A 22,578-nucleotide genomic window follows, 5' to 3' on the forward strand; every position below is an offset into this window, starting at 1 on the left:
CCAAGTGTAATAGGTATACAACTGTTCTATGTATCCCATGCCGTCTGTGTCTCCAAGCGGTCTGTTTCTATCTTAACGTGACGATTGGAAAAATTCCAGACGCTCTCCATCAGGACCACTAAAGAAAAAGTAGCGACTGCCATTAGGAAGAGTGGTAATCTCTGCATCTAATTCTTGCAAATTTAAGGCTTGAATTCGTACATATTCTTGTTCAATATCATCTACTGCAAAAGCCACATGGTGTACTTTGCCTTCATTAGCGAGCTCACCTGTGTATCCTTCAACCAATTCGATTTCGGTTTGCGATTGATCTGGAAAAGCAAGAAAAGCGAGTTTGATATGCTCATCGATATGTCCAGCATTTTCGAGATGTTTCAAACCTATAACATCTTCATAAAAAGCAATCGACACCTCGATCGATTTCACCATAATACCTACATGCTCTAGTTTGCGTACAGCCATCAATACTCACTCCTTCAATATAATGTTACTTCCAATACAGCAGTGGATACTTATTCATGGTGTTGATGATCCTTTTTTCTCAATCGCAATCAGGTAAGGTGCATCTTGCCGTTGCAATTGTCGATAAATAATCGATTGTGCTACAGCGACAGGCAGAGAAGAAGCCCAATCTTGCACAGCCTTTGCTTCTTCTGCTCCGCCAGCATGTCCGGGATAGAGAACAATGGTGAGTATTCCCCGAATAGCTAATAAGTCAAAAGCAGAAGCCAAAGCCGTCAATGTAGACTCAGGTTCAGTAATAATACTCGGATCTCCTGTAGGCAGATACCCAAGATTGAACATGATCACTTGAATCTTACCATGCTGAGCTTCAGGAATATACTGGCTCATTGTAGCATGACTATCCAGAATCAATTGCACAGAAGCAAGCTTAGCTTGGTCTTCCTTATCTAAACGCTCCTGTGTACGATCCAGTGCATCTTGTTGAATATCAAAGCTAAATACCTGTCCACGTCTTCCAGCGGCTTTAGCAAGCATCAGCGTGTCTACACCTGTGCCAGCAGTCGCATCAATCGCATAACCTGAATGAGCATCCAGACTTTCCAATACTAATTTATGAGCATAACTTAAAACAGATAGAAATCCCATATCAAAGTGCTCTCCAATATTTGCTTTGCCATGTGTCCCGTTGCTTCAATTCATCATCAATCCCGTTAAGCACTTCCCATTTTCGCAAACTCCACATCGGACCGATCAATAGATCACGAGGTGCGTCTCCTGTAAGACGATGCACGATCATCTCTGGTGGTAAAATTTCAAGGGTATCTACGATCAACTTAATATATTCGTCTTTTTCCAAAAAGCGTAATAATCCCGCTTCATACTGCTTAACCATCGGTGTTTTGCGCATAAGATGGAGCAGGTGAATTTTGATACCTTGTACATCCATTTGGGCTACAGCACGACCTGTATCTAACATCATCTCATGCGTTTCTTGAGGCAGTCCGTATATAATATGAGCACAGACACGAATACCACGAGCACGTAACTTGGCGACCGCTTCTTCATAACATTGGCTATCATGAGCACGATTGATTAGCTCTGAAGTAGACTCATGAATCGTTTGTAATCCCATTTCGACCCATAGATAAGTACGTTCATTCAATTCAGCCAAATAATCGACTACATCATCAGGTAGACAATCAGGACGAGTCGCTATTGATAATCCGACCACACCGGGTTGCTGCAAAATAATTTCAAAGTACTCACGTAATTGTTCGACAGGAGCATATGTATTTGTATACGCCTGAAAATAACCAATATACTGAGCATGAGGCCATTTCTGATGCTGACGATCACGAATATGATTAAATTGAGTGACCAGATCATCACGACGACTGCCTGCAAAATCTCCTGAACCGCGAGCGCTACAGAATGTGCAACCCCCTTTGGCGATTGATCCATCACGATTGGGACAGGTAAATCCAGCATCTAAGGTGACTTTGAATACTTTATTTCCAAATTGTTCACGCATTTCGGTATTCCACGTATGGAACCTTTTATCACTCCATAATAAGGGAGTGGAGGTAGCTTGAGTTGTAAGCATAGTGAAGCTCCTTCGATCGTTCTTGATTACGATATTTAAAGTATGAATCATACGTCTAATTCAGGTTATATTGTAACAAACATTTTTATTTAAAAGATAGCGGCAGGTGACGAACTTCCAAATATTATTCACAAAATAAATGTTTTAAAAGTAAGGCTCGCTTCATTCGACTAAAAAAGGGGTAATCATTGTTAGAAACAACTTAAAAGCTTTATTTTTTCATAGTTTATTACAACAAATCATTTAATTTTTGAGCAAAAAATGGTAGACTATGATTGCTAAATTTGTTGGACCCCAATTCCAAATATAGAGAAAAGGATTTTCTAATCTGCTTGCAGAGAAGGGAGATCCTTTTTTCCTGTTTACAGATAGATATGCAGATAAATGCTTTACTTTTTCTCATTTCTTCGTCACAATAATGCCTTAGTAGTAGGATAACTATATACACCATTGAAATCGGAGGAACGACATGCGTTTACGAGGTAGAAAAGGAATACGTGAAGGATTGGAGCAGCAGGAAGATTTAGTCGTGCTGAATCCTGAACAATATAAAGGGAAATGGCAAGAACGTTTTGATAATGATCTACCGATTCATGTTGAATTTGGCATGGGTAAAGGAAGATTTGTTAGCCAGATGAGCGTTAAGCATCCAAATGTCAATTATATTGGATTTGATATGTACGATGAATTGGTACGCCGTGCCAGTGAAAAAACAAGAATAGCTTGGGAAGAAGCAGAGCGTGGTGAACCTACAACGATTCAGCTAGCCCGCGCGAATATTGAGAAGATTGAAGAGGTTTTTGCACCGGGTGAGATCGAGCGAATCTATCTTAATTTTAGTGATCCATGGCCGAAAAAGAAACACGGACGTCGTCGCTTAACACATCCACGCTTTTTGGAAATGTATTGTAAGTTGTTAAATGCTCGTGGTGAAATTCATTTCAAAACCGATTCTGAAACATTGTTTGAGTTCTCTTTGAATTCATTTGCAGATTATGGTCTACAAATGACCAATTTGAGTCTGAATCTTCATCGCGATGGGATCAATGAAGAGCATGTGATGACAGAATACGAAGCTAAATTTATGGGTAAAGGCATGAATATTCATCGTTGTGAAGTACTGATCGGTGAAGAAGTATTGCGTGAATATCAAGCCATGCGTTTAGATAAATATTGATTTGTACCACAAAAAAAGTAAGGTCTTATCCAGCGACTTAGGATAAGACCTTACTTTTTTCTACCATTTCAGCAATACTATGGGCACTTTGCGTTGGATTATAACGATCAATCTGAGCTATATTTTGCTTACGTTGTTCTACCACAGCATCATAATCATTGATCAACAATTCCATCCATTCGGTAACTACATCAATCGATGTAATCGGTTCTCCCCAACCTTGTTGCGTGAAATACTGAGAATTTTTTTCTTCTTGTCCGGGTAAAGGATTATAGAATAACATCGGGATCGCTTTGGCTAATCCTTCTGTACATGTCATTCCTCCCGGTTTGGTTACAAGAAGATCCGAAACTTCCATCAATTGATCAATTTCATTGGTGTATCGAATTAAATGAATATTAGGATGATTAAAGTTCACATTCTGCTCAGCTTTGCGATACGCTTTATCATTGTTACCAAAACAAAAAATAAATTGGATCTTATCACTGAAGCTGGTGAGATACGCATTGACCACATCATCGCTCATCAATCCCCAACCACCGCTCATCACTAACACAGTCGGCATATTTTTGAGTCCAAACTTCTGTTGAAATTCGACTTTGCCTGTATGTTCCCAGAACTTAGGGTGTACAGGAATACCAGAGACTTCAATTTTCTGAATAGGTACACCACGCTGTATTAATTTGGAACGTACATCAGGTGTAGAGACTAGATAACGGTTCACTTCTGGACTCACCCATGTTCCATGAGCATCGTAATCTGTAATGACCATACATAATGGTGTACGCAGTCCCAAACGTTTAAGCCGTGAAATCACTGCTCCAGGAATCGGATGCGTACATACAATCACATCTGGCTTTAACTGCCGAACAACATTATGAGTATGTGTATAGAAAAGACGATGCAAAGCTAGCGTAGCTAGCCGATTGATCGATTTTTTGTATTGGCTACGATACATCATACGCACAAGTCTTGGTTGCGAGATGACCGTTTTTTTGTATGCGGTTAGGATCAATGGAGCCACTTTAGGATTAAGGAAACTACCGAGTTCCAGTACCTTAGTCTGAATATTCGGCGAGATTTTGCGTAAGCTACTCGCTAATGCATAAGCAGCCTGTGTGTGACCCGAACCAAAACCTTCCGACAAAAGCAGCACTCTATATTTTGACACGTCCAATTCACCTTTTCTGCAAGGTATTCTCTAATAAAATGGAGTAGAGGAAGGATAAGTATTAAGCCTTCTCTGTAACACTACTGTAACAATCCGGTAATATTGCTAGAATAGCTTTTTTATGGCCATAATGCAAATGTACCCATCGCTACCGATGTTCCGATCGCAGCTCCCACCAGTACATCTGAAGGATAATGTAATCCCAAGTACATACGTGATACAGCAACAATCAGTGCGAATGGCAACAGCAACAGAATCATGAGTGGATCTGTCAACATAAATGGAACAGTAACAGAAAAGATCGCTGTCGTATGTCCTGATGGAAACGAATGGTCTGTTAATGGATTGCGGAACGTAATCGTTTCTGGGATAGCCAGATAAGGACGAATACGTGGGTACAGCTTTTTGACGATAGCTACAGGGACATGGCTAATGGCTAATGCTACAGCAGCTTGAAGTCCTGCGCGGCCCCAAGGTGCGGGTGCAAATTGCCATACCGCCAGAGTAGCTATAATGGTGAATGTCGCTCCGCCTAGATTCGTTAAGTAATAAAAGAAAAGATTTAAAAACTTATTATGAAGTCTTGAGTTAAACCATCTGAAAATGTGTTGCTCCATCGTTTGTAGGCGAATAAGAAAATGACGCATGAGAGACCCCCGTATTAATTGCCAATTTTCGGCTTATATTCATCATATTTTTATTCAGTACGCTTTTCAAGCTTTATAACGTTAACAGAGTGTTAAAATAGATACAACTTTTGTAAGTTACCCAATAGTTTAAACCTGATTTGCAAAATAATCCAAAAGTATTTCTTATTACCCTTACCCGAGAATGGCTAAAGTCATTCACATCGAGTTCAACCAATATGTAAATCGTTATCAATAAGATGGTTCAACTTAATTAAATACGTTTAAAAATTCAAAGAAATACAACCACAAGCTTCACAGTCACCATAGCTCCATTATTGATCCTCATACAAATCAAACACCATTAGCAATAAAAATAAGCAAATAGAACATAAACAGGCATAAAATGGCGTTAAACCTTGTTCTGTAACATTTATTGCATATAACTGGTCGTAATTCCATGGTTTTTAACCGTATACCCTCTTTTAGAATTTTGACAAATCCACAAAAAATGTGCAAAATCTTAATGTCGCTTGTAATCGTTTTGTAACATAACTTTAATGTTCGTCATAGTATAATCATCTGGGGTGAAAAGTTTTAAAGCGACTCATGCTAAAAATTAAATTTAAAATGTGACGTCTTGAAATTAGTGATCTAGAGAAAAAGAGTGAATTTGTTATATTGGGGTTTTAAAATTTAAGGAGGTTCACAGTTATTATGGGAAACGTTATTGATGCTATATTTATCGTGCTCCAGGTTATGCTGGCAGTTATCGGTGTATATCAGTTTTCATTCTCGCTATTTGGAATTGTTAAAAGGAAAAAAAGACCGGATCATGCTCCACAGAAATCATTCGCGGTACTTGTTGCAGCGCATAATGAGGAAACCGTTATTGGAGCACTAATGGAAAATCTGAAAAATATGGATTATCCGGCTGAATTATATGATGTGTTTGTTATCTGTGATAACTGTACAGATGGTACAGCAGATATCGTACGTAGTCACGGAATGAATGCTTGTGTACGTACTAATCCAGCAGAACGCGGTAAAGGATACGCGATCGAGTGGATGCTAAGAGAATTGTGGAGTATGCCTCGTCAGTATGATGGTATCGTTATGTTTGATGCTGATAACTTGGCAGACCACAGATTCTTGACAGAAATGAACAACGACATGTGTGAAGGTGCACGCGTTATTCAAGGTTATATTGATACAAAGAATCCAGAAGATTCTTGGATCACTGCTGCTTATGGCGTATCTTACTGGTACATCAACCGTCTATGGCAATTGTCTCGTCATAATTTGAATATGGCGAACTTCCTTGGTGGTACAGGAATGTGTTTTGAAAATGAACTATTGAAAGAAATCGGCTGGGGCGCAACAAGCCTTGTAGAAGATTTAGAATTTACAATGCGTTGTGCAGAAAAAGGAATTTACCCACGCTTTAGTTATGATGCAAAAGTATTTGATGAAAAGCCGTTAACATTCAAAGCTTCTTCTCGTCAACGTTTGCGTTGGATGCAAGGTCACTTTACAGTAGCTCGTCGTTATTTCTTCCCGCTACTATGGAAAAGTGTAAAAGAAATGAGTATTATCAAATTCGACTTGGCACTGTATAGTGTCAACGTATATATTGTTTTAGTTACATTCTTAATGACTGCGGCAATGTGGATTGATACAGCTATTCTAGGTGGACCACATATCGCTACAATCTATAACTACTTGCCAATGTGGGTAGCTATTACAGCAATTGGTGCCAATGTTGTTACTTTTATTCTTGCAATGGCATTAGAAAAAGTGAAGTCTTGGAAAGTATATCTATACTTGTTGTTATTCCCAATCTACGGTCTATCTTGGTGGCCAATTACGTTTTATGCTTTCTTCACACAAAACAACAAGCAATGGAGTCACACTCAACATACGCGTGTTGTACGTTTGGAAGAAGTACAAAGCAAACAAGGTTAATAACCATATAATGAAATATAGCTAAAATTAAAAAAGACCGATATAACAGCTAAGTTGTTATATCGGTCTTTTGTTTATACATAGCCTATAACATAATTTCTACTATAATTAGATAGATGGTTTATGTAATAGAATGTGATGAATACGATGAGTCTGAATATATGTTTGATAGGCATTTAATTTATTTTATAAAAAGGGTTGTATATATCAAATGGATATGATACAATATTTTAGTACGTGATTGAGAATATATAAAGTAGAAGCTTTGCTTCTCACCTGCCCGATAATAGTCGGCTGGTTCATTGATCTGAGATTTATTGACGAGATTTTTCTTGTTATGGATATTAGCTGATCAAGGGATGCGGGTGACTAGACCTGCATCCCTTTTTAATTTGTATATTTATTATAGTTGCACGATCATAATATGGAGGTGGAAAGTTATTAGTAAAGAACATATGATCAATGACGAAATCCGGGTTAAAGAAGTACGCCTGGTTGGTGCTGAAGGTGAACAGATCGGAATTACGCCTACTCGTGAAGCATTGCAGATGGCAATCGATTTGAACATGGATCTTGTAAATGTAGCTCCACAAGCGAAACCACCTGTATGTCGCATTATGGACTACGGTAAATTCCGTTATGAGCAACAGAAGAAAGAAAAAGAAGCACGTAAAAACCAAAAGATCGTTGATCTTAAAGAAGTATGGTTCCGTGCTAACATTGAGGAGCATGATTATCAAACTAAACTCCGCAATGTTGTAAAATTCTTAAAAGATGGCGACAAAGTGAAATGCTCGGTCCGCTTCCGCGGTCGCGAAATTACACATGCAAGTATTGGTCAAAAAATATTGGATCGTGTAAAAGTTGAAGTTGAAGAACTTTGCACAGTTGAGCGCCAACCAAAATTAGAAGGCCGCAGCATGATCATGATCTTGGCGCCGAAAAATTAAAAGGGGGATATTAAAATGCCTAAAATGAAAACTCATAGTAGTTTAAAAGGACGCTTCAAAATTACAGGAACAGGTAAAATCAAACGTTATAAAGCGTTTAAAAACCACTTGCTTTCTCACAAATCCAAACGTCAAAAACGCGTTTTGGGAACAAACCCGTTGATGTCTAGCGGCGATGTAAAACGTTTGAAACAACAATTATCTAATCTTAAATAATTTAATTTACTGGGAGGTTTACTGATATGGCAAGAGTGAAGGGCGGATTCGTCACACGTCGCAGACATAAGAAAATTCTTAAATTAGCAAAAGGTTACTTCGGTTCCAAACACCGTATTTTTAAAACAGCAAAAGAGCAAGTTAACAAATCTTTGGTGTATGCTTACCGTGACCGTCGTCAGACAAAACGTAACTTCCGCAGATTGTGGATCGTTCGTATTAACGCAGCAGCACGTATCAACGGATTGTCTTACAACAAATTGATGCACGGTCTTAAATTGGCTGGTGTTGATATTAACCGTAAAATGTTAGCTGAATTGGCTGTAAATGATGTTAACGCGTTTAACTCATTGGCTACTGTAGCTAAAGAAAAAATTAACGCATAAGATTTATTCTTCTGTGTTGCATAAAGAGCCGTCGGATGATCCGGTGGCTCTTTTTATACGCAAATTATTCTAAAAGTATACATAGTAATAAAACATAACACATAAATAACAGTTTAACGCATTAAAACGTAAAACGTGTAAAGACTATGAACGATAATGTTACACGAGATTAACATTAAATAGTATATTTTTACATAATAAAGCGCTTTCAGAAAATAAAATCGTAAATTAATTAACCAATAGTAATTTAAATAGTAGATTTTCTTACCACTTGATTGTATAATTTGTTCATCGACTGTTAAATCTGCACCTATAACGAATATTGAGCTCGATAAGGGTAAAAATGTTCGTATCCAGACAGAGAGGCAGCAGATCATAGCTTATACTTCTAAGGGGGAAAAAGATTCATGAAGAAGGCGTACAAACTTTCACTCATTATGTTGCTAGCATTTTCATTGGTACTAGCAGCTTGTGGGAACAAAAGCAACAGTACTGACAACGCAGGGAGTGGCGATGCTACAGGCGGAGCAGCAAAAAGCGATGTTAAAATTGGTATGGTAACTGACGTAGGTGGCGTAAATGATAAATCATTTAACCAATCTGCTTGGGAAGCTCTTGAAAAAGTAAAAACTGAAAGCGGAGCAGAAGTGAAATATCTGCAAAGTAAATCCGATCAGGATTATATTCCTAACTTGAATCAATTTGTAAAAGGCGATTACAGCTTAACTTGGGGAATTGGTTTTAGCTTAGCAGATGGTATTGCTACTGTAGCTAAACAAAATCCAGATGCAAAATTAGCTATTATTGATAGTGTAGTTGATGCTCCTAACGTTAAATCTGTAACATTCTCTGAAAACGAAGGTTCCTTCTTAGTAGGTGTTGTAGCAGGTAAAATGACAAAATCCAACAAAATCGGATTTGTCGGTGGGGTAGATAGTCCATTGATCAAAAAATTCGAAGTTGGTTTTAAAGCAGGTATTAAAGCAGTAAACCCTGATGCTGAATTGCTTGTAAACTACACAGGTGCATTTGATAAGCCTGATCTAGGTAAAGCAGCAGCAGCTACAATGTACAACGATGGCGCGGATATCATTTTCCATGCTGCTGGTGGTACAGGTACAGGCGTATTTAATGAAGCAGCTTCCCGTTCTAACTCTGGTCAAACAGCATGGGTTATCGGTGTAGATAAAGACCAATCACTAGAATTCGGTGATAAAGTGACTTTGACTTCTATGGTTAAACGTGTAGACGTTGCTGTAGAGAAAGTATCTAAAGAAGTCGTAGACGGTACATTTGCTGGTGGTACAGAAGTATTGGGACTTAAAGAGGATGGCGTAGGCTTAGCAGATACTTCTTCCAAAAACGTTCCTGCTGATGTAATCAAATTGGCTGATGAATACAAAGCTAAAATTGTTAGCGGCGAATTGACTGTTCCTAGCGAGTAATTTCTTTTTCATGATGGAATGTTCTTAAATAAATAACAAACAACAAGGCTGGTTAACAGATACTAGCCTTGTTGTCACGTTTACAGCCGGATGGCTTAGTATAATGTTGATTGTCGTTTGGGAAAATACGATGTTTTTAGCTTTCGGTAATAGACTGTTAATCATACGTCTATGCCAATCAATACGCTTATAAGGGTGATCTCATGGGTGCAGCAACCCCTGTGGTAGAGTTGAAACAAATAACAAAAGTCTTTCCTGGTATTATTGCCAATGATTCTATTAGTTTTAAGCTGCACAAGGGAGAAATTCATGCTCTGTTAGGTGAAAATGGTGCAGGTAAATCAACATTGATGAATGTTGTATTTGGTTTATATCAGCCTGAAGAAGGTAGTATCGAAGTTAATGGAGAACCTGTGATCATTGACAGTCCTAACAGAGCGATTGAGCTCGGGATTGGTATGGTGCATCAGCACTTCAAACTCGTTCAACCATTTACAGTTACTGAGAATATCATTCTGGGTTCAGAACCGAAAAAAGGAACCCGAATCAATTATAAAAAAGCGACCGAAGAGATTCGCCAGCTTTCCGAACAATATGGTCTACAAGTTAATCCAAATGCCAAAATCCATGATATTTCAGTAGGTATGCAGCAACGGGTAGAAATACTGAAAACATTATATCGTGGTGCAGAAATTTTGATTTTCGATGAACCCACAGCCGTTTTGACCCCTCAAGAAATTTCAGAATTAATGGAGATTATGAAGCGTCTTGTGGCTGAAGGCAAATCAATTATTCTGATTACACATAAGCTTAAAGAAATTATGCAAATTGCCGACAATGTAACGATTATTCGTCGTGGTAAAGTAGTCGACACTGTCAAAAAGTCAGAAACGACTCCACAAGAATTAGCTGAGAAAATGGTCGGTCGTAATGTTACGTTCAAAGTCGACAAAAAGCCAGCTGAACCTGGATCTGTAGTATTGGAAATGGCAAATATCGTTTCTAACAACAAAGAAGGTACTGCGGTATTACAAGGCTTGAATCTACAAGTAAGAGCTGGAGAAATTCTAGGGATTGCTGGAGTAGATGGTAATGGTCAAAGTGAACTGATTGAAGCACTTACTGGTCTAAGACATGTGGATGGTGGTACGGTGAAATTATTAGGTCAAGACATTACGAATATGTCTCCTCGTAAAATTACAGAATCAGGCGTATCTCATATTCCAGAAGATCGTCACAAACATGGTCTGGTACTCGATTTCTCTGTAAGTGAGAATATGGTACTGGAAACGTACTATAAGCCTCCATTTAACAAAGGTGGATTTTTGAACTTTGATGCGATTGATAAGCATGCTACACGTTTAGTTGAACGCTTTGATGTGCGTACACCAAGTATTGCTACTCATGCGCGTTCACTATCCGGTGGTAATCAGCAGAAAGCTATTATTGCGCGTGAAATTGATAAAAATCCTACATTAATGATTGCTGCTCAGCCTACTCGTGGTCTGGACGTAGGTGCGATTGAATTTGTTCAACAACAATTGATTGCACAACGTGATCAAGGTAAAGCTGTATTATTGATCTCTTTTGAATTGGATGAAATTATTAATGTATCTGATCGCATCGCTGTTATTTATGAAGGACAAATTGTAGGCGAAGTGCTACCAGAGAAAACCAATGATCAGGAATTAGGCTTGATGATGGCAGGAAGCACCGCGAAGAGAGGTGCAGCACATGAATAATATTCTCAAAGCTATAACCAAAGATTCGTTTGTATTACCAATTGTAGCGATTATTATGGGACTCATTTTGGGTGCGATTGTAATGTTGATTGGTGGATACAATCCGATTGATGCTTATTCTGCATTGCTGACCCGTGTATACGGTGATCCGTATGATTTTGGTGAAGCTATTCGTGAAATGACGCCTTTGATTATGACAGGTATGGCTTTTGCTTTTGCAGCACGCGCAGGGCTATTTAATATCGGCGGAGAAGGACAGTTTCTGATTGGAATGACAGCTGCTACAGTGGTTGCTGTTCAATTACACGGTCTTCCTGCTTATATTCATGCACCGCTTGCGATTATCGCAGGAGCTATCTTCGGAGGGCTATGGGCGGCTATCGCTGGTTTCCTCAAAGCGGTTCGAGGAGTAAACGAAGTTATCTCATGTATCATGTTGAACTGGATCGGTCTGTATCTAGCCAACTTTGTGATTAATCACTTTATGTTGTTACAAGGGCAAAATCGTTCTGAAGATATTCAACCAAGTGCATCGATTGCGATCATGTGGTTATCTGAAATGATGGGTAATGCTCGTGTACACTGGGGAACAGCCATTGCTTTGGCTGCTGCTGTATTCTTCTATGTATTTATGTGGAAAACAAAACAAGGGTACGAACTTCGTGCTGTTGGTTTCAACCAGGATGCTTCCAAATATGCAGGGATGAACGTGAATCGTAATATTGTAAAAGCGATGTTTATCAGTGGTATGTTTGCTGGTCTTGCCGGTTCTTTTGAAGTATTGGGCGTATTCCAATATCAATCGGTGATGGCAAGTTCGCCAGGTACTGGATTTGATGGAATTGCAGTTGCTCTTATTGGTTTGAATAATCCATTTGGTATTATTCTAGGTTCAATTTTGTTTGGTACTTTAACATATGGTTCAGCAGGTATGAGCTTTAGCGCTGATGTTCCACCAGAGATTGTTCGTATTGTTATCGGAGCGATTATTTTCTTTATTGCAGCACAAGGCATTGTACGTTGGGTCTTAAAACCTTTTTATGCAAAACGTAAGAAAGAGAAGGTGTTGTAATGGACGTGTTGACTATTATTGGACAGCTTATTAATACGACGCTAGTCTTTGCTACAGCACTTATCTTTACATCTTTAGGCGGTATCTTTTCAGAGAAATCTGGGGTAACCAATCTAGGGTTAGAAGGTTTGATGATTTTTGGTGCATTTGCAGCGGGGGTAGCAGGTTTTTATGCTCAAGATGCAGGATTAAGCGGCTTCGGTGCTGCTTGTGTCGGTGTGTTGGCAGCGATGGTATTTGGAATTTTAGTTTCTCTTATCCATGCGGTTGCTTCGATCACATTCAAAGCTGATCAGGTTATCAGTGGTATCGTTATTAACTTTTTAGCGGCAGGTAGTACATTGTACATGGTTAAATTGTTATTTGATGGTGCGGGTGAAACGGGATTGATCTCTGGATTTGATAAAGTGAATATTCCTTATCTATCTACGATTCCATTGATTGGTGATGTGTTTTTCCATGCGTACCCTACTACTTATTTAGCAGTAGTTGCTGTGATTGTGACTTACTTTGTTTTGTACAAAACACCATTTGGTCTACGTCTACGTTCTGTTGGGGAACATCCAAGTGCAGCAGATACCGTAGGGATCAAAGTAAATCGGTTACGTTATATCGGAGTTATGCTGAGTGGAGCGCTTGCTGGGATTGGTGGAGCAACAATTACACTCACAACCACAGGTACATTTTCACATAATACGATTTCAGGGCAAGGTTATATTGCGATTGCAGCGATGATCTTTGGTAAATGGAATCCATGGGGAGCATTTGGAGCGGCTGTATTCTTTGGTCTTGCTCAAGCGGTGCGTAACTATGTACAGCTATTTGCCTGGACACAAAGCATTCCGCAAGAAGTAATCTACATGTTGCCATACGTATTAACGATTATTGTATTGGTTGCAGCAGTAGGACGTTCAAGTGCGCCTTCTGCACTCGGACAGCCATATGATCCAAGTAAACGTTAATAAGATCGCTAAACGATTATTTTTAGATAATTGAATCAAGTCGAAGTTTGGATTTTTCCGAGCTTCGGCTTTTTTTATCTCTATCTTGTATGCAATAAAAGATATTTAAAATAAAAGATTGAATTTTATATAGATCATTGTGAGCGATTGAAGGAGCAGAAAAAGAAAAAGGAGATACATAGGCATTCTAACTCTCAAGCAAGCTAAACAGCATTTTTTCCAACTTTTAGTGCTTATTAGACAAAGATTTCTTTTACACTATTTAATACGTTTGTTCTTAAGTGACATAATACATAGTTAGTTACTAAGTATAATAGGTTTTGTGAGAATGCTATAAAGCTTGCTATAATTACTTTTCTTAAGTATGTAACAAATGATATGTCAAAATCAGATTGTAAAGAATGACAAAAAAGAAGTGTTGACTCTATCGAAAATGAATCATATAATATTCCTAAATCATTTGAGTCGCTGACAAGCGTAAGCGGCAGTAATCATTGAATACTATGTATCGGCAATGAAGAGGACGAAGTTTTAAGGGCTCTTTTGTCCAGAGAGTGAAGCATTTGGTGTAAGCTTCATCAGAATCCCTTATATACGAGCTCACCTCGGAGCTGTTTTCCTGAAAGGCATATGCAATAGTTATAAATCGTATTGATTTGTATCTTACCCATATGATTATTAGGGAAAATCGTAAGGTCTACGTTACAGACGACAAGTAAAGTCTTAATCTACTTTACTTTATGAGGCGTACTTATGCTGTGAAGCTGTGCGCAAATATGGGTGGTACCACGGAAGCTTAGCCTTTCGTCCCTCAATAACAGATTTTTCTGTTTGAGGCGGCGAAAGGCTTTTTTGATGTCTTTCTTCCAGTTATAACAGAAAATCTGTACTGTTCATCCCAAGCAGCATAAGGGATATCGTTCATTTGCCAATGTAAGATTGATGTGAATTTTTGGGAGGAGGATGACTAATGAGCACGAAAATACCTAATGTGCAGTCAACAGAAGAATTACGTGAGAAATGGATGAAACCGGAAGTGATTACAGGTTCGGAAATGTTACTTCGCAGCTTACTACTTGAAGGTGTAGATTGTGTCTTTGGCTATCCTGGTGGAGCTGTATTATATATTTATGATGCTATGCATGGATTTGAAGATTTCAAACATTTACTAACACGTCATGAGCAAGGTGCTATTCATGCAGCAGATGGTTATGCTCGTGCTAGTGGTAAAGTTGGCGTGTGTATCGCTACTTCGGGTCCAGGAGCAACGAATCTGGTAACAGGTATTGCAACAGCGTATATGGATTCAACACCATTGGTTGTGATTACCGGTAACGTAGCTACTACATTGATCGGTACGGATGCTTTCCAAGAAGCAGATATTACAGGGATTACAATGCCAATCACTAAGCATAGTTATCTTGTACGTGATGTAGAAGACTTGCCAAGAGTGATTCATGAAGCTTTCCATATTGCCAATACAGGTCGTAAAGGTCCAGTATTGATCGATATCCCTAAAGATGTATCGGCAGCAAAAGCATTATTCAAACCACATACAGAACCGGTGGCTATGCGTGGTTACAATCCAAGAGTTACGCCTAACAAATTACAATTGGATAAATTGCATCAAGCGATTACTGAAGCAGAGCGTCCATTGGTTCTTGCAGGTGGTGGAGTTGTCTACTCTGGTGGACATGAAGAATTGTTCAAGTTCATTACAGCTACAGGTATCCCGATTACTACAACTTTGCTAGGTCTAGGTGGATTCCCGAGTGGTAATGATCTATGGATCGGAATGCCCGGGATGCACGGAACTTATACTGCTAATAATGCAATTCAACAATCTGACTTACTGATTAATATCGGAGCACGCTTCGATGATCGAGTAACAGGTAAATTAGATGGATTTGCACCACATGCCAAAATTGTTCATATCGATATTGATCCTGCTGAAATCGGTAAAAACGTAGCCGTTGATATTCCTATCGTAGGTGATGTGAAAACCGTATTGGAAATGCTCAATGTTAATGTACCTCATGCAGCAAAAGCAGATGAATGGCGTGCAAAAGTAGCAGGCTGGAAAAAAGACAAACCTTTCCGCTATGATGATTCAGAAGAAGTGTTGAAGCCGCAATGGGTTGTAGAAATGTTAAATGATACAACGAATGGTGAAGCGATCGTAACAACCGATGTAGGACAGCATCAAATGTGGTCTGCACAGTATTATCGCTTTAACCAACCTCGTTCATGGGTAACTTCGGGTGGACTTGGAACAATGGGCTTTGGTTTCCCTTCAGCAATTGGTGCACAGATGGCTAATCCAGAACGTCTGGTTATTTCAATCAACGGTGATGGTGGCATGCAGATGTGTTCACAAGAATTAGCGATCTGCGCGATCAATAATATTCCAGTCAAAATTGTTATTTTGAACAATCAGGTATTGGGTATGGTTCGTCAGTGGCAAGAATTGATCTATGATAATCGTTACAGTCATATCGATCTTGCAGGAAGCCCTGATTTTGTAAAATTAGCAGAAGCATATGGCGTAAAAGGTCTACGGGCTACGAATAAAGAAGAAGCACAAGCAGCTTGGAAAGAAGCTATGGATACACCGGGTCCTGTCGTTGTTGAGTTTGTAGTCAACAAACATGAGAACGTGTATCCAATGGTTACTCAGGGATCTACCATTGATCAAATGTTAATGGGGGATGAAGAATGAATATCATGAAGCATACTATCGCAGTTTTAGTAAATGATCAGCCCGGCGTTCTTCAAAGAGTCTCAGGACTCTTTGGCCGTCGGGGATTCAATATCGAAAGTATCACTGTAGGTCAATCGGAAGAAGTGGGCTTGTCACGGATGGTTATTGTGACTACAGGCGGCGAGAAAACACTAGAACAGATTGAAAAGCAACTATACAAAATTATCGATGTTATTAAAGTTATTGACCTTAGCTCAAAACCAATGGTTACAAGAGAACTGGCATTGATTAAAGTAAAATCAGAGCCAGCAGAACGTCCAGAAATTATGGGTGTTGTTGAAACGTTCCGTGCATCTGTTGTCGATATCGGTCCAAATAGCCTTATGGTTCAAGTTGTAGGGGATACGCATAAAATTGATGCTATGCTTGAATTACTGAAGCCTTATGGTATTCGTGAACTTTCCCGCACAGGCGCGACAGCGATGATACGCGGTAACGTATAAAAGATTTATTTTTTCCGGCAAGAGCGGGTAATTTGAAAAGATAACTGCTAGATAAAATATAATTTGGATAGGGTTGTCTTTTGAAATACCCGCTCTTGTCAGAGGGTTGCGTACTATGTACTATCGGTCTATACCGAAAACCAGCTTCATACATTAGAGGAGGAAGAAAAAAATGGCTATAACAACTTACTACGAAAATGATGCAGAATTGAACGTATTGAAAGGTAAAACAATCGCAATTATCGGATACGGAAGTCAAGGACATGCTCACGCACAAAACTTACGTGATAGCGGATTGTCTGTAGTTATTGGTCTTCGTGAAGGTAAATCTTTTGACAAAGCAAAAAATGATGGTTTTGAAGTACTATCTGTAGCAGAAGCAACAAAACGTGCAGACCTTGTACAAATTTTGATGCCTGATGAAACACAAGCAAGTGTATACAAAAGCGACATCGAAGCAAACTTGAAACCTGATGCTGCATTACTATTTGCTCACGGATTCAATGTTCACTTTGGACAAATCATAGCTCCAGAAGGTAACGATGTATTGCTAATCGCTCCTAAATCTCCAGGACACATGGTACGTCGTACATATGAAGAAGGATTTGGAGTACCTGGCCTAATCGCTATTCATCAAGATGCTACAGGTTCTGCTAAAGAAATCGGTCTAGCTTATGCTAAAGGTATCGGTTGTACACGTGCAGGCGTTATCGAAACTTCATTCCGTGAAGAAACAGAAACTGATTTGTTCGGTGAGCAAGCAGTATTATGTGGTGGCGTAAGTGCATTGGTTAAAGCTGGATTTGAAACATTGACAGAAGCGGGTTATGCTCCTGAAATGGCATACTTCGAGTGTCTGCATGAATTGAAATTGATCGTTGACTTGATGTATGAAGGTGGCTTGTCCACAATGCGTGATTCCATCAGTAACACAGCAGAATATGGTGACTATGTAACAGGTCCTCGTATTGTTACTGAAGATACGAAAAAAGCAATGAAAGAAGTATTGTCTGATATCCAACAAGGTAAATTTGCTCGTGACTTTATGCTTGAAAACCAATCCGGTCGTGCATTCTTGACAGCGACTCGTCGTAACGAATCCGAGCACCAACTAGAAGTAGTAGGTAAAGAACTTCGCGGTATGATGCACTGGATCAAAAAATAAAGAATTTTAATCTATAACGTTAGACTGTCTATGACGGTTGTATTGAAGTAAAAAGTAGAGTAAAGACCGGTATGTAGTAGGGAATAGGAATATATATGCCTTACTGCATACCGGTATTTTTTTCAAAAAAACAAGGAGGTGCGATGATGCGCAAAATTTATATTTTTGATACCACATTGAGAGATGGAGAACAATCGCCGGGAGTGAACTTGAATACTCGCGAGAAAGTAGAGATTGCTTATCAACTCGAAAAGTTGGGTGTCGATCGGATAGAAGCTGGATTCCCGGCAGCATCGCCTGGAGATTTGGCAGCGGTTAATGCTGTAGCACGTGCAGTTAAAAATGCAAGTATCATTGGTCTGTCACGAGCTAGAGAACAAGATATCGATGCGGTACGCGAGGCACTGAAAGGTGCGCAAGATCCGTGCCTACATCTGTTCTTGGCGACTTCACCGATTCACCGTCAGTATAAGCTTCGTATGGAAAAAGAACAGGTTAAAGATACAGCACGTTCAGCTATTCGCTATGCACGTCAGTATTTTGACAAAGTGGAATTTTCATTGGAAGATGCAGGACGTACAGAGTATGACTTTATGGTGGAAATGGTAACGATGGCGGTCGAAGAAGGCGCTTACGTGGTCAATATTCCAGATACGGTCGGCTTTTTGACACCTTATGAATACGGCAATATTTTCAAACATTTGAAAGAAAATGTACCTAATATCGAAAAAGTACAATTGAGCGCTCACTGTCATGATGATCTAGGCATGGCAACAGCGAATGCATTAGCCGCAATTTTGAATGGTGCAGATCAGATTGAAGGTACAATTAATGGAATTGGTGAACGTGCCGGTAATACATCGTTAGAAGAAGTAGCGATGGCACTGGAAACACGTCAGGATTTCTTTAATGCCAAAACAAGCTTGACCCTTTCGGAAATCGCACGTACAAGTCGTTTGGTGAGCAAATTGACAGGTATGGTCGTCCCGGGGAACAAAGCTATTGTTGGAGCTAATGCATTTGCCCATGAATCTGGTATTCATCAAGATGGTATGTTGAAAGAGAAAACAACCTATGAAATTATGAGTCCAGAAACGATAGGCTTTAAAGCAACCAAGTTAGTGATGGGTAAACACTCAGGTCGTCATGCATTCCGTGAACATTTGATTGAACTCGGTTATAACTTGGAAGAAGAAGCATTGAATGAAGCATTTGCTAAATTTAAAATTTTGGCAGATAAGAAAAAAGAAATCTCGGATGATGATCTATTCGCCTTGTTAGAAGAACGTCTTGCAGATGCACCTGAATTGTTCCAATTGGATTCGTTGTTTGTTTCCTTTGATAGTGAAGGTTCTCCAACAGCGAAGATCCGTTTGTCGACATCCGATGGTGAAGTACGTGAAGAAGAATCTAGCGGTAACGGTTCTGTGGATTCGATCTACAACGCTATTGATAAAGCTTCACAAGAAGAAGTGAAGCTAGCAGATTACTCGATCAAAGGGGTAACACAAGGTAAAGATGCACTGGGTGAAGTTCATGTAGCACTTACTCAAGATGGTATTACTGCGCAAGGTCGTGGCGTGAGTACAGATATTCTAGAAGCCAGCGCACGTGCTTATGTAGACTCTTTGAATCGTCTTGTCGAAAAGCGTAAAACATACGGTAGACGTGATAATATTTCGATGATCTAAAAAAGATTTACAAAAAATAATCATTTAGGTTGTAAAAAGACTGTTATTTTTTACTTTATATAATGAAAGACCTTTTAACCACACTGTTGTAAATGACAGTGTGGTTATTTATTTAGCAGAAGTAGAGTGAGAAGTAGAAATGTAGTCAGTCGCCCAGTTCAAATCATATTCAATCAGAGGAGGAATACAGTATGACTTGTCAAGGTAAAGACTTGCCTATCGAAGTAGTAGATACCGCCGGAATTGTTCAGTATGATATTGCTTCTGCAACCAAGGGAGGCACTCGCCGTTTAATGGTAAGTGATAATCCTGAGACATTGAGTGAAGCCAATTTTCCTGTACGTCATGGTACATTATGGCATGATGTTGTGCAGACGAATAACAAAACAGTACAACATCGTATTTTTGCATGGCATTACAATGTGCTTAAAGATCCAGTTAAAGTGGGTATTACGCTTGAAAATAAAGCAAATCATGGTGCTCTTCGAATCACATCGATTGCTCGTGAGTATCGAGTTGGTGGAGATGATGTAAATTGGATCAGTGATATTGGTACTTGTATTTCAAGAGCGACACTTGGAGGAACAGCAGATCAACGTACTGCTGAAAATCCATTGATTAAACAGTTGCAATCAGGCTTAATCGAAAGCTTTATTGTACCACCGGGTAAATTGCTTGGATTTATGTATGACTTTACGGTTGAAAGTACAGATAGCGGGCAGATCAGTTACGAAGTACGTACAGTCGCTTCGCGTGATACAGCCTATGATCTGACATTAATTAAGTCAGCTCCGTTACCGCTTGCACCACAAGCGCATCCGCGTGGCAGTTGGAATTTCTCAGAAACCAATGCGATCACACCTGTATATACAGTAGGATCAGCACGTGTTATTTATCCAACGGCTACCAAGTTGAAAAAAGATGGAACATTGCCTGCGGATCAACTATTTACAGCGGTTAATAGTGAATTACCTACTTCTCTTGATAATCGTGCTCAATTCGGAGCTGTATACAATGTCACTGTTCCTGTAAATAACCCGTCTTCACAAGCACGTACAATCAAAATTTCACTAAATCCACGTGGTGGTAGTTATGGTGGTGCTGTTCGTAAAGATGGGCAGACTTACGGTGTACCTTTAATGCGTACCAACACACAAGCATGTCCTGTCTATACGGTTAATGCTCCTCCCGGAAATAGTAAATATACGTTTGCTCTGATGATTGCAGGCGCTTCGTCTACACCGCTAGGTATTTTGGTAGAAACATTATAAAACATATCAAGTCCAAAATGGTGTATGAGAGTCATCCGATAGATTCGTATGAATAGTAACAAAAAAGCTCTTCCTTTGTCTTTGCAGACACTTAGGAAGAGCTTTTTTTTGATCAAAATAATGATTTACCGAATAACTGTCTACACAATGATGATTTTCTGCATCATCTAAATCATCCAAAAGAAATAATTGCATTCATATTAGGATGATCTAGTTTGAGAGAGTAGTTGTTATTACTGCCTGTATATCATCATACATGTATATTAAAAACAATTACTTTATGTTGAAAAGCAAGATTTACCAAGCGTATGCTTTAGGAGCTGCTCCACCTGGACCCGGGAAAATTTCATCCAAACGAGTCATTGTAGCTTCATCTAGCTTCACATCGATAATACGTAAAGAACTTTCAAACTGTTCTGCTGTACGTGGTCCAATGATTGGAGCTGTTACTGCTGGATTAGCAAGAACCCATGCTAAAGCGACCACATCTTGAGGCTCGCCCAGTTCTTTACATAGTTCAGCGTATTGCTCTAGTTGTTCTTTATGTTGATCCACTCTTTTGGCATCTCCCCCACTGCGTGAACCTTCGATTTTTTGTAGTGCATTACGTCCCAATAGTCCGCCATCGAGTGGACTCCAAGGAATAACGCCTAATCCAAGCGCATGAGCAGCAGGAAGAACTTCCAATTCAGGTTGACGACATAATAGACTATATTTATGTTGCTCTGAAATTAAACCTAAGAAATTACGGTTTTCAGCAGCTTTTTGAGCGATTGCAATATGCCATGCTGCAAAGTTACTTGAACCGACATAACCGATTTTACCTTGTTGAACAGCGACTTCGAATGCACCCCATAATTCATCCCAACTTACATTGGTATCAATATGGTGCATTTGATACAATTCAACATGATCGGTTTGTAAGCGTTTGAGAGAACCTTCAAGATGACGACGAATTTTGTAAGCTGATAATCCACCATCGCTATTAGGGCCATCTAAATCTTTATGCATTGTGCCATATACTTTAGTAGCTAACACCACTTTCTCACGACGATTACCGCCTTGTTTGAACCAACGTCCGATAATCTCTTCTGTTGTTCCAACACCTACTTTAAATCCGTATACATTGGCAGTATCAAAAAAGTTGATGCCTGCATCAAGAGCAGCGTCCATAATTCGGAATGATTCTTTCTCATCTGTAACAGGTCCAAAATTCATCGTGCCCAAACAAATACGGCTGACCTTTAACCCTGACTTACCAAGATATGAATAATCCATAATATGCACTCCTCTGTTTTTAAAATATTGAACTGCATAACCAAATGCGCTCTTGTATTATTTTAGACCTTGTATCTGTGAACAGCAAATTTCCTTATCCAATATTTGGTACAAATTCCTATGTTGCTATAGCATATAATAATACGGAAGTGAAGATGAGTATATCAATGGTTTGTCAGATAGCTTATC

20 protein-coding genes are annotated in these 22,578 nt (G+C 39.3%); 14 read left to right on the top strand and 6 right to left on the bottom strand.

The annotated features are described in order from the left end of the window. Positions 1-72: 72 nt before the first annotated feature. From PO903_RS11890 to mnmL, 3 genes are read right to left on the bottom strand one after another with little or no spacing between them, the layout of a single operon-like run. The gene (locus PO903_RS11890) at positions 73-462 is read right to left on the bottom strand and encodes a VOC family protein (RefSeq protein WP_137222208.1); all 390 of its coding nucleotides are present in this window, start codon (positions 460-462) and stop codon (positions 73-75) included. Between the two features lie 54 nt (positions 463-516). Further along, positions 517-1,110, bottom strand: a complete 594-nt coding sequence (mnmM, locus tag PO903_RS11895; RefSeq protein ID WP_273593524.1) for a tRNA 5-(aminomethyl)-2-thiouridylate-methyltransferase MnmM — start codon at positions 1,108-1,110, stop codon at positions 517-519. 1 nt (position 1,111) lies between these two features. Next, positions 1,112-2,068 (bottom strand): tRNA modification radical SAM protein MnmL/YtqA, encoded by a 957-nt coding sequence (mnmL, locus tag PO903_RS11900; protein WP_137222213.1) that lies wholly within the window; start codon positions 2,066-2,068, stop codon positions 1,112-1,114. Positions 2,069-2,537: 469 nt separating this feature from the next. On the opposite strand from mnmL, the gene trmB reads away from it, so the two are divergent. Continuing rightward, complete coding sequence (trmB, locus tag PO903_RS11905) at positions 2,538-3,245, top strand: tRNA (guanosine(46)-N7)-methyltransferase TrmB (RefSeq protein WP_137222215.1); 708 nt, start codon at positions 2,538-2,540, stop codon at positions 3,243-3,245. A gap of 37 nt (positions 3,246-3,282) precedes the next feature. Here the strand turns inward: trmB and PO903_RS11910 are convergent, their stop codons facing one another. Then, positions 3,283-4,416 carry an MGDG synthase family glycosyltransferase gene (locus PO903_RS11910; RefSeq protein WP_069327245.1) on the bottom strand — a complete coding sequence of 378 codons (1,134 nt, stop codon included), beginning with the start codon at positions 4,414-4,416 and terminating at the stop codon, positions 3,283-3,285. A 119-nt stretch (positions 4,417-4,535) separates the two neighbouring features. Beyond that, positions 4,536-5,063 carry a phosphatase PAP2 family protein gene (locus PO903_RS11915; RefSeq protein WP_069327246.1) on the bottom strand — a complete coding sequence of 176 codons (528 nt, stop codon included), beginning with the start codon at positions 5,061-5,063 and terminating at the stop codon, positions 4,536-4,538. A 696-nt stretch (positions 5,064-5,759) separates the two neighbouring features. Between PO903_RS11915 and PO903_RS11920 the strand changes: the two genes are divergently transcribed. The 13 genes from PO903_RS11920 to PO903_RS11980 all read left to right on the top strand — a co-directional run bounded on the left by PO903_RS11920 (position 5,760) and on the right by PO903_RS11980 (position 21,111). Next, on the top strand, positions 5,760-7,007 hold the full coding sequence (locus PO903_RS11920; RefSeq protein ID WP_069327247.1) for a glycosyltransferase family 2 protein: 1,248 nt from the start codon (positions 5,760-5,762) through the stop codon (positions 7,005-7,007). A 455-nt stretch (positions 7,008-7,462) separates the two neighbouring features. Further along, positions 7,463-7,957, top strand: a complete 495-nt coding sequence (gene infC, locus PO903_RS11925; RefSeq protein ID WP_069327248.1) for a translation initiation factor IF-3 — start codon at positions 7,463-7,465, stop codon at positions 7,955-7,957. A gap of 15 nt (positions 7,958-7,972) precedes the next feature. Then, positions 7,973-8,173 (top strand): 50S ribosomal protein L35, encoded by a 201-nt coding sequence (gene rpmI / locus PO903_RS11930; protein ID WP_069327249.1) that lies wholly within the window; start codon positions 7,973-7,975, stop codon positions 8,171-8,173. A 26-nt stretch (positions 8,174-8,199) separates the two neighbouring features. Continuing rightward, entirely contained in the window at positions 8,200-8,559 is a 360-nt protein-coding gene (gene rplT / locus PO903_RS11935; RefSeq protein ID WP_069327250.1) for a 50S ribosomal protein L20, read from the top strand. A 407-nt stretch (positions 8,560-8,966) separates the two neighbouring features. Further along, a complete protein-coding gene (locus PO903_RS11940) occupies positions 8,967-10,004 on the top strand; it encodes a BMP family lipoprotein (RefSeq protein WP_137222218.1) in 1,038 nt (345 codons plus the stop codon). Positions 10,005-10,207: 203 nt separating this feature from the next. Continuing rightward, the gene (locus PO903_RS11945) at positions 10,208-11,746 is read left to right on the top strand and encodes an ABC transporter ATP-binding protein (protein WP_273593525.1); all 1,539 of its coding nucleotides are present in this window, start codon (positions 10,208-10,210) and stop codon (positions 11,744-11,746) included. Continuing rightward, positions 11,739-12,818, top strand: coding sequence for an ABC transporter permease (locus PO903_RS11950; RefSeq protein WP_069327253.1), 1,080 nt, complete (start codon positions 11,739-11,741; stop codon positions 12,816-12,818). The genes PO903_RS11945 and PO903_RS11950 overlap by 8 nt, the downstream gene beginning before the upstream one ends. Beyond that, entirely contained in the window at positions 12,818-13,780 is a 963-nt protein-coding gene (locus tag PO903_RS11955; RefSeq protein ID WP_069327254.1) for an ABC transporter permease, read from the top strand. The genes PO903_RS11950 and PO903_RS11955 overlap by 1 nt, the downstream gene beginning before the upstream one ends. 970 nt (positions 13,781-14,750) lie before the next feature. Continuing rightward, positions 14,751-16,499, top strand: coding sequence for a biosynthetic-type acetolactate synthase large subunit (gene ilvB / locus PO903_RS11960; RefSeq protein ID WP_069327255.1), 1,749 nt, complete (start codon positions 14,751-14,753; stop codon positions 16,497-16,499). Further along, a complete protein-coding gene (gene ilvN, locus PO903_RS11965; RefSeq protein WP_069327256.1) occupies positions 16,496-16,984 on the top strand; it encodes an acetolactate synthase small subunit in 489 nt (162 codons plus the stop codon). Before ilvB ends, ilvN begins: the two co-directional genes overlap by 4 nt. 172 nt (positions 16,985-17,156) lie before the next feature. Continuing rightward, on the top strand, positions 17,157-18,149 hold the full coding sequence (ilvC, locus tag PO903_RS11970) for a ketol-acid reductoisomerase (RefSeq protein WP_069327257.1): 993 nt from the start codon (positions 17,157-17,159) through the stop codon (positions 18,147-18,149). A 146-nt stretch (positions 18,150-18,295) separates the two neighbouring features. Then, positions 18,296-19,840 (top strand): 2-isopropylmalate synthase, encoded by a 1,545-nt coding sequence (locus PO903_RS11975; protein WP_069327258.1) that lies wholly within the window; start codon positions 18,296-18,298, stop codon positions 19,838-19,840. 191 nt (positions 19,841-20,031) lie between these two features. Then, complete coding sequence (locus PO903_RS11980) at positions 20,032-21,111, top strand: hypothetical protein (RefSeq protein WP_273593526.1); 1,080 nt, start codon at positions 20,032-20,034, stop codon at positions 21,109-21,111. A 297-nt stretch (positions 21,112-21,408) separates the two neighbouring features. On the opposite strand, the gene PO903_RS11985 is transcribed toward PO903_RS11980, so the two are convergent. Next, complete coding sequence (locus tag PO903_RS11985; RefSeq protein ID WP_069327260.1) at positions 21,409-22,389, bottom strand: aldo/keto reductase; 981 nt, start codon at positions 22,387-22,389, stop codon at positions 21,409-21,411. Between the last annotated feature and the right edge of the window lie 189 nt (positions 22,390-22,578).

The organism is Paenibacillus sp. PK4536, from assembly GCF_028594455.2.
Lineage (GTDB): Bacteria > Bacillota > Bacilli > Paenibacillales > Paenibacillaceae > Saccharibacillus > Saccharibacillus nuruki.

Excerpts from the sequence above, each read along its gene's own strand:
- PO903_RS11980 (WP_273593526.1), top strand. The coding sequence starts at position 20,032 with ATGACTTGTCAAGGTAAAGACTTGCCTATCGAAGTAGTAGATACCGCC.
- PO903_RS11940 (WP_137222218.1), top strand. The coding sequence starts at position 8,967 with ATGAAGAAGGCGTACAAACTTTCACTCATTATGTTGCTAGCATTTTCA.
- rpmI (WP_069327249.1), top strand. The coding sequence starts at position 7,973 with ATGCCTAAAATGAAAACTCATAGTAGTTTAAAAGGACGCTTCAAAATT.
- PO903_RS11975 (WP_069327258.1), top strand. The coding sequence starts at position 18,296 with ATGCGCAAAATTTATATTTTTGATACCACATTGAGAGATGGAGAACAA.
- mnmL (WP_137222213.1), bottom strand. The coding sequence starts at position 2,068 with ATGCTTACAACTCAAGCTACCTCCACTCCCTTATTATGGAGTGATAAA.
- PO903_RS11890 (WP_137222208.1), bottom strand. The coding sequence starts at position 462 with ATGGCTGTACGCAAACTAGAGCATGTAGGTATTATGGTGAAATCGATC.
- PO903_RS11985 (WP_069327260.1), bottom strand. The coding sequence starts at position 22,389 with ATGGATTATTCATATCTTGGTAAGTCAGGGTTAAAGGTCAGCCGTATT.
- PO903_RS11955 (WP_069327254.1), top strand. The coding sequence starts at position 12,818 with ATGGACGTGTTGACTATTATTGGACAGCTTATTAATACGACGCTAGTC.
- infC (WP_069327248.1), top strand. The coding sequence starts at position 7,463 with ATGATCAATGACGAAATCCGGGTTAAAGAAGTACGCCTGGTTGGTGCT.
- ilvC (WP_069327257.1), top strand. The coding sequence starts at position 17,157 with ATGGCTATAACAACTTACTACGAAAATGATGCAGAATTGAACGTATTG.
- mnmM (WP_273593524.1), bottom strand. The coding sequence starts at position 1,110 with ATGGGATTTCTATCTGTTTTAAGTTATGCTCATAAATTAGTATTGGAA.
- trmB (WP_137222215.1), top strand. The coding sequence starts at position 2,538 with ATGCGTTTACGAGGTAGAAAAGGAATACGTGAAGGATTGGAGCAGCAG.
- ilvB (WP_069327255.1), top strand. The coding sequence starts at position 14,751 with ATGAGCACGAAAATACCTAATGTGCAGTCAACAGAAGAATTACGTGAG.
- ilvN (WP_069327256.1), top strand. The coding sequence starts at position 16,496 with ATGAATATCATGAAGCATACTATCGCAGTTTTAGTAAATGATCAGCCC.
- PO903_RS11915 (WP_069327246.1), bottom strand. The coding sequence starts at position 5,063 with ATGCGTCATTTTCTTATTCGCCTACAAACGATGGAGCAACACATTTTC.
- rplT (WP_069327250.1), top strand. The coding sequence starts at position 8,200 with ATGGCAAGAGTGAAGGGCGGATTCGTCACACGTCGCAGACATAAGAAA.
- PO903_RS11920 (WP_069327247.1), top strand. The coding sequence starts at position 5,760 with ATGGGAAACGTTATTGATGCTATATTTATCGTGCTCCAGGTTATGCTG.
- PO903_RS11945 (WP_273593525.1), top strand. The coding sequence starts at position 10,208 with ATGGGTGCAGCAACCCCTGTGGTAGAGTTGAAACAAATAACAAAAGTC.
- PO903_RS11950 (WP_069327253.1), top strand. The coding sequence starts at position 11,739 with ATGAATAATATTCTCAAAGCTATAACCAAAGATTCGTTTGTATTACCA.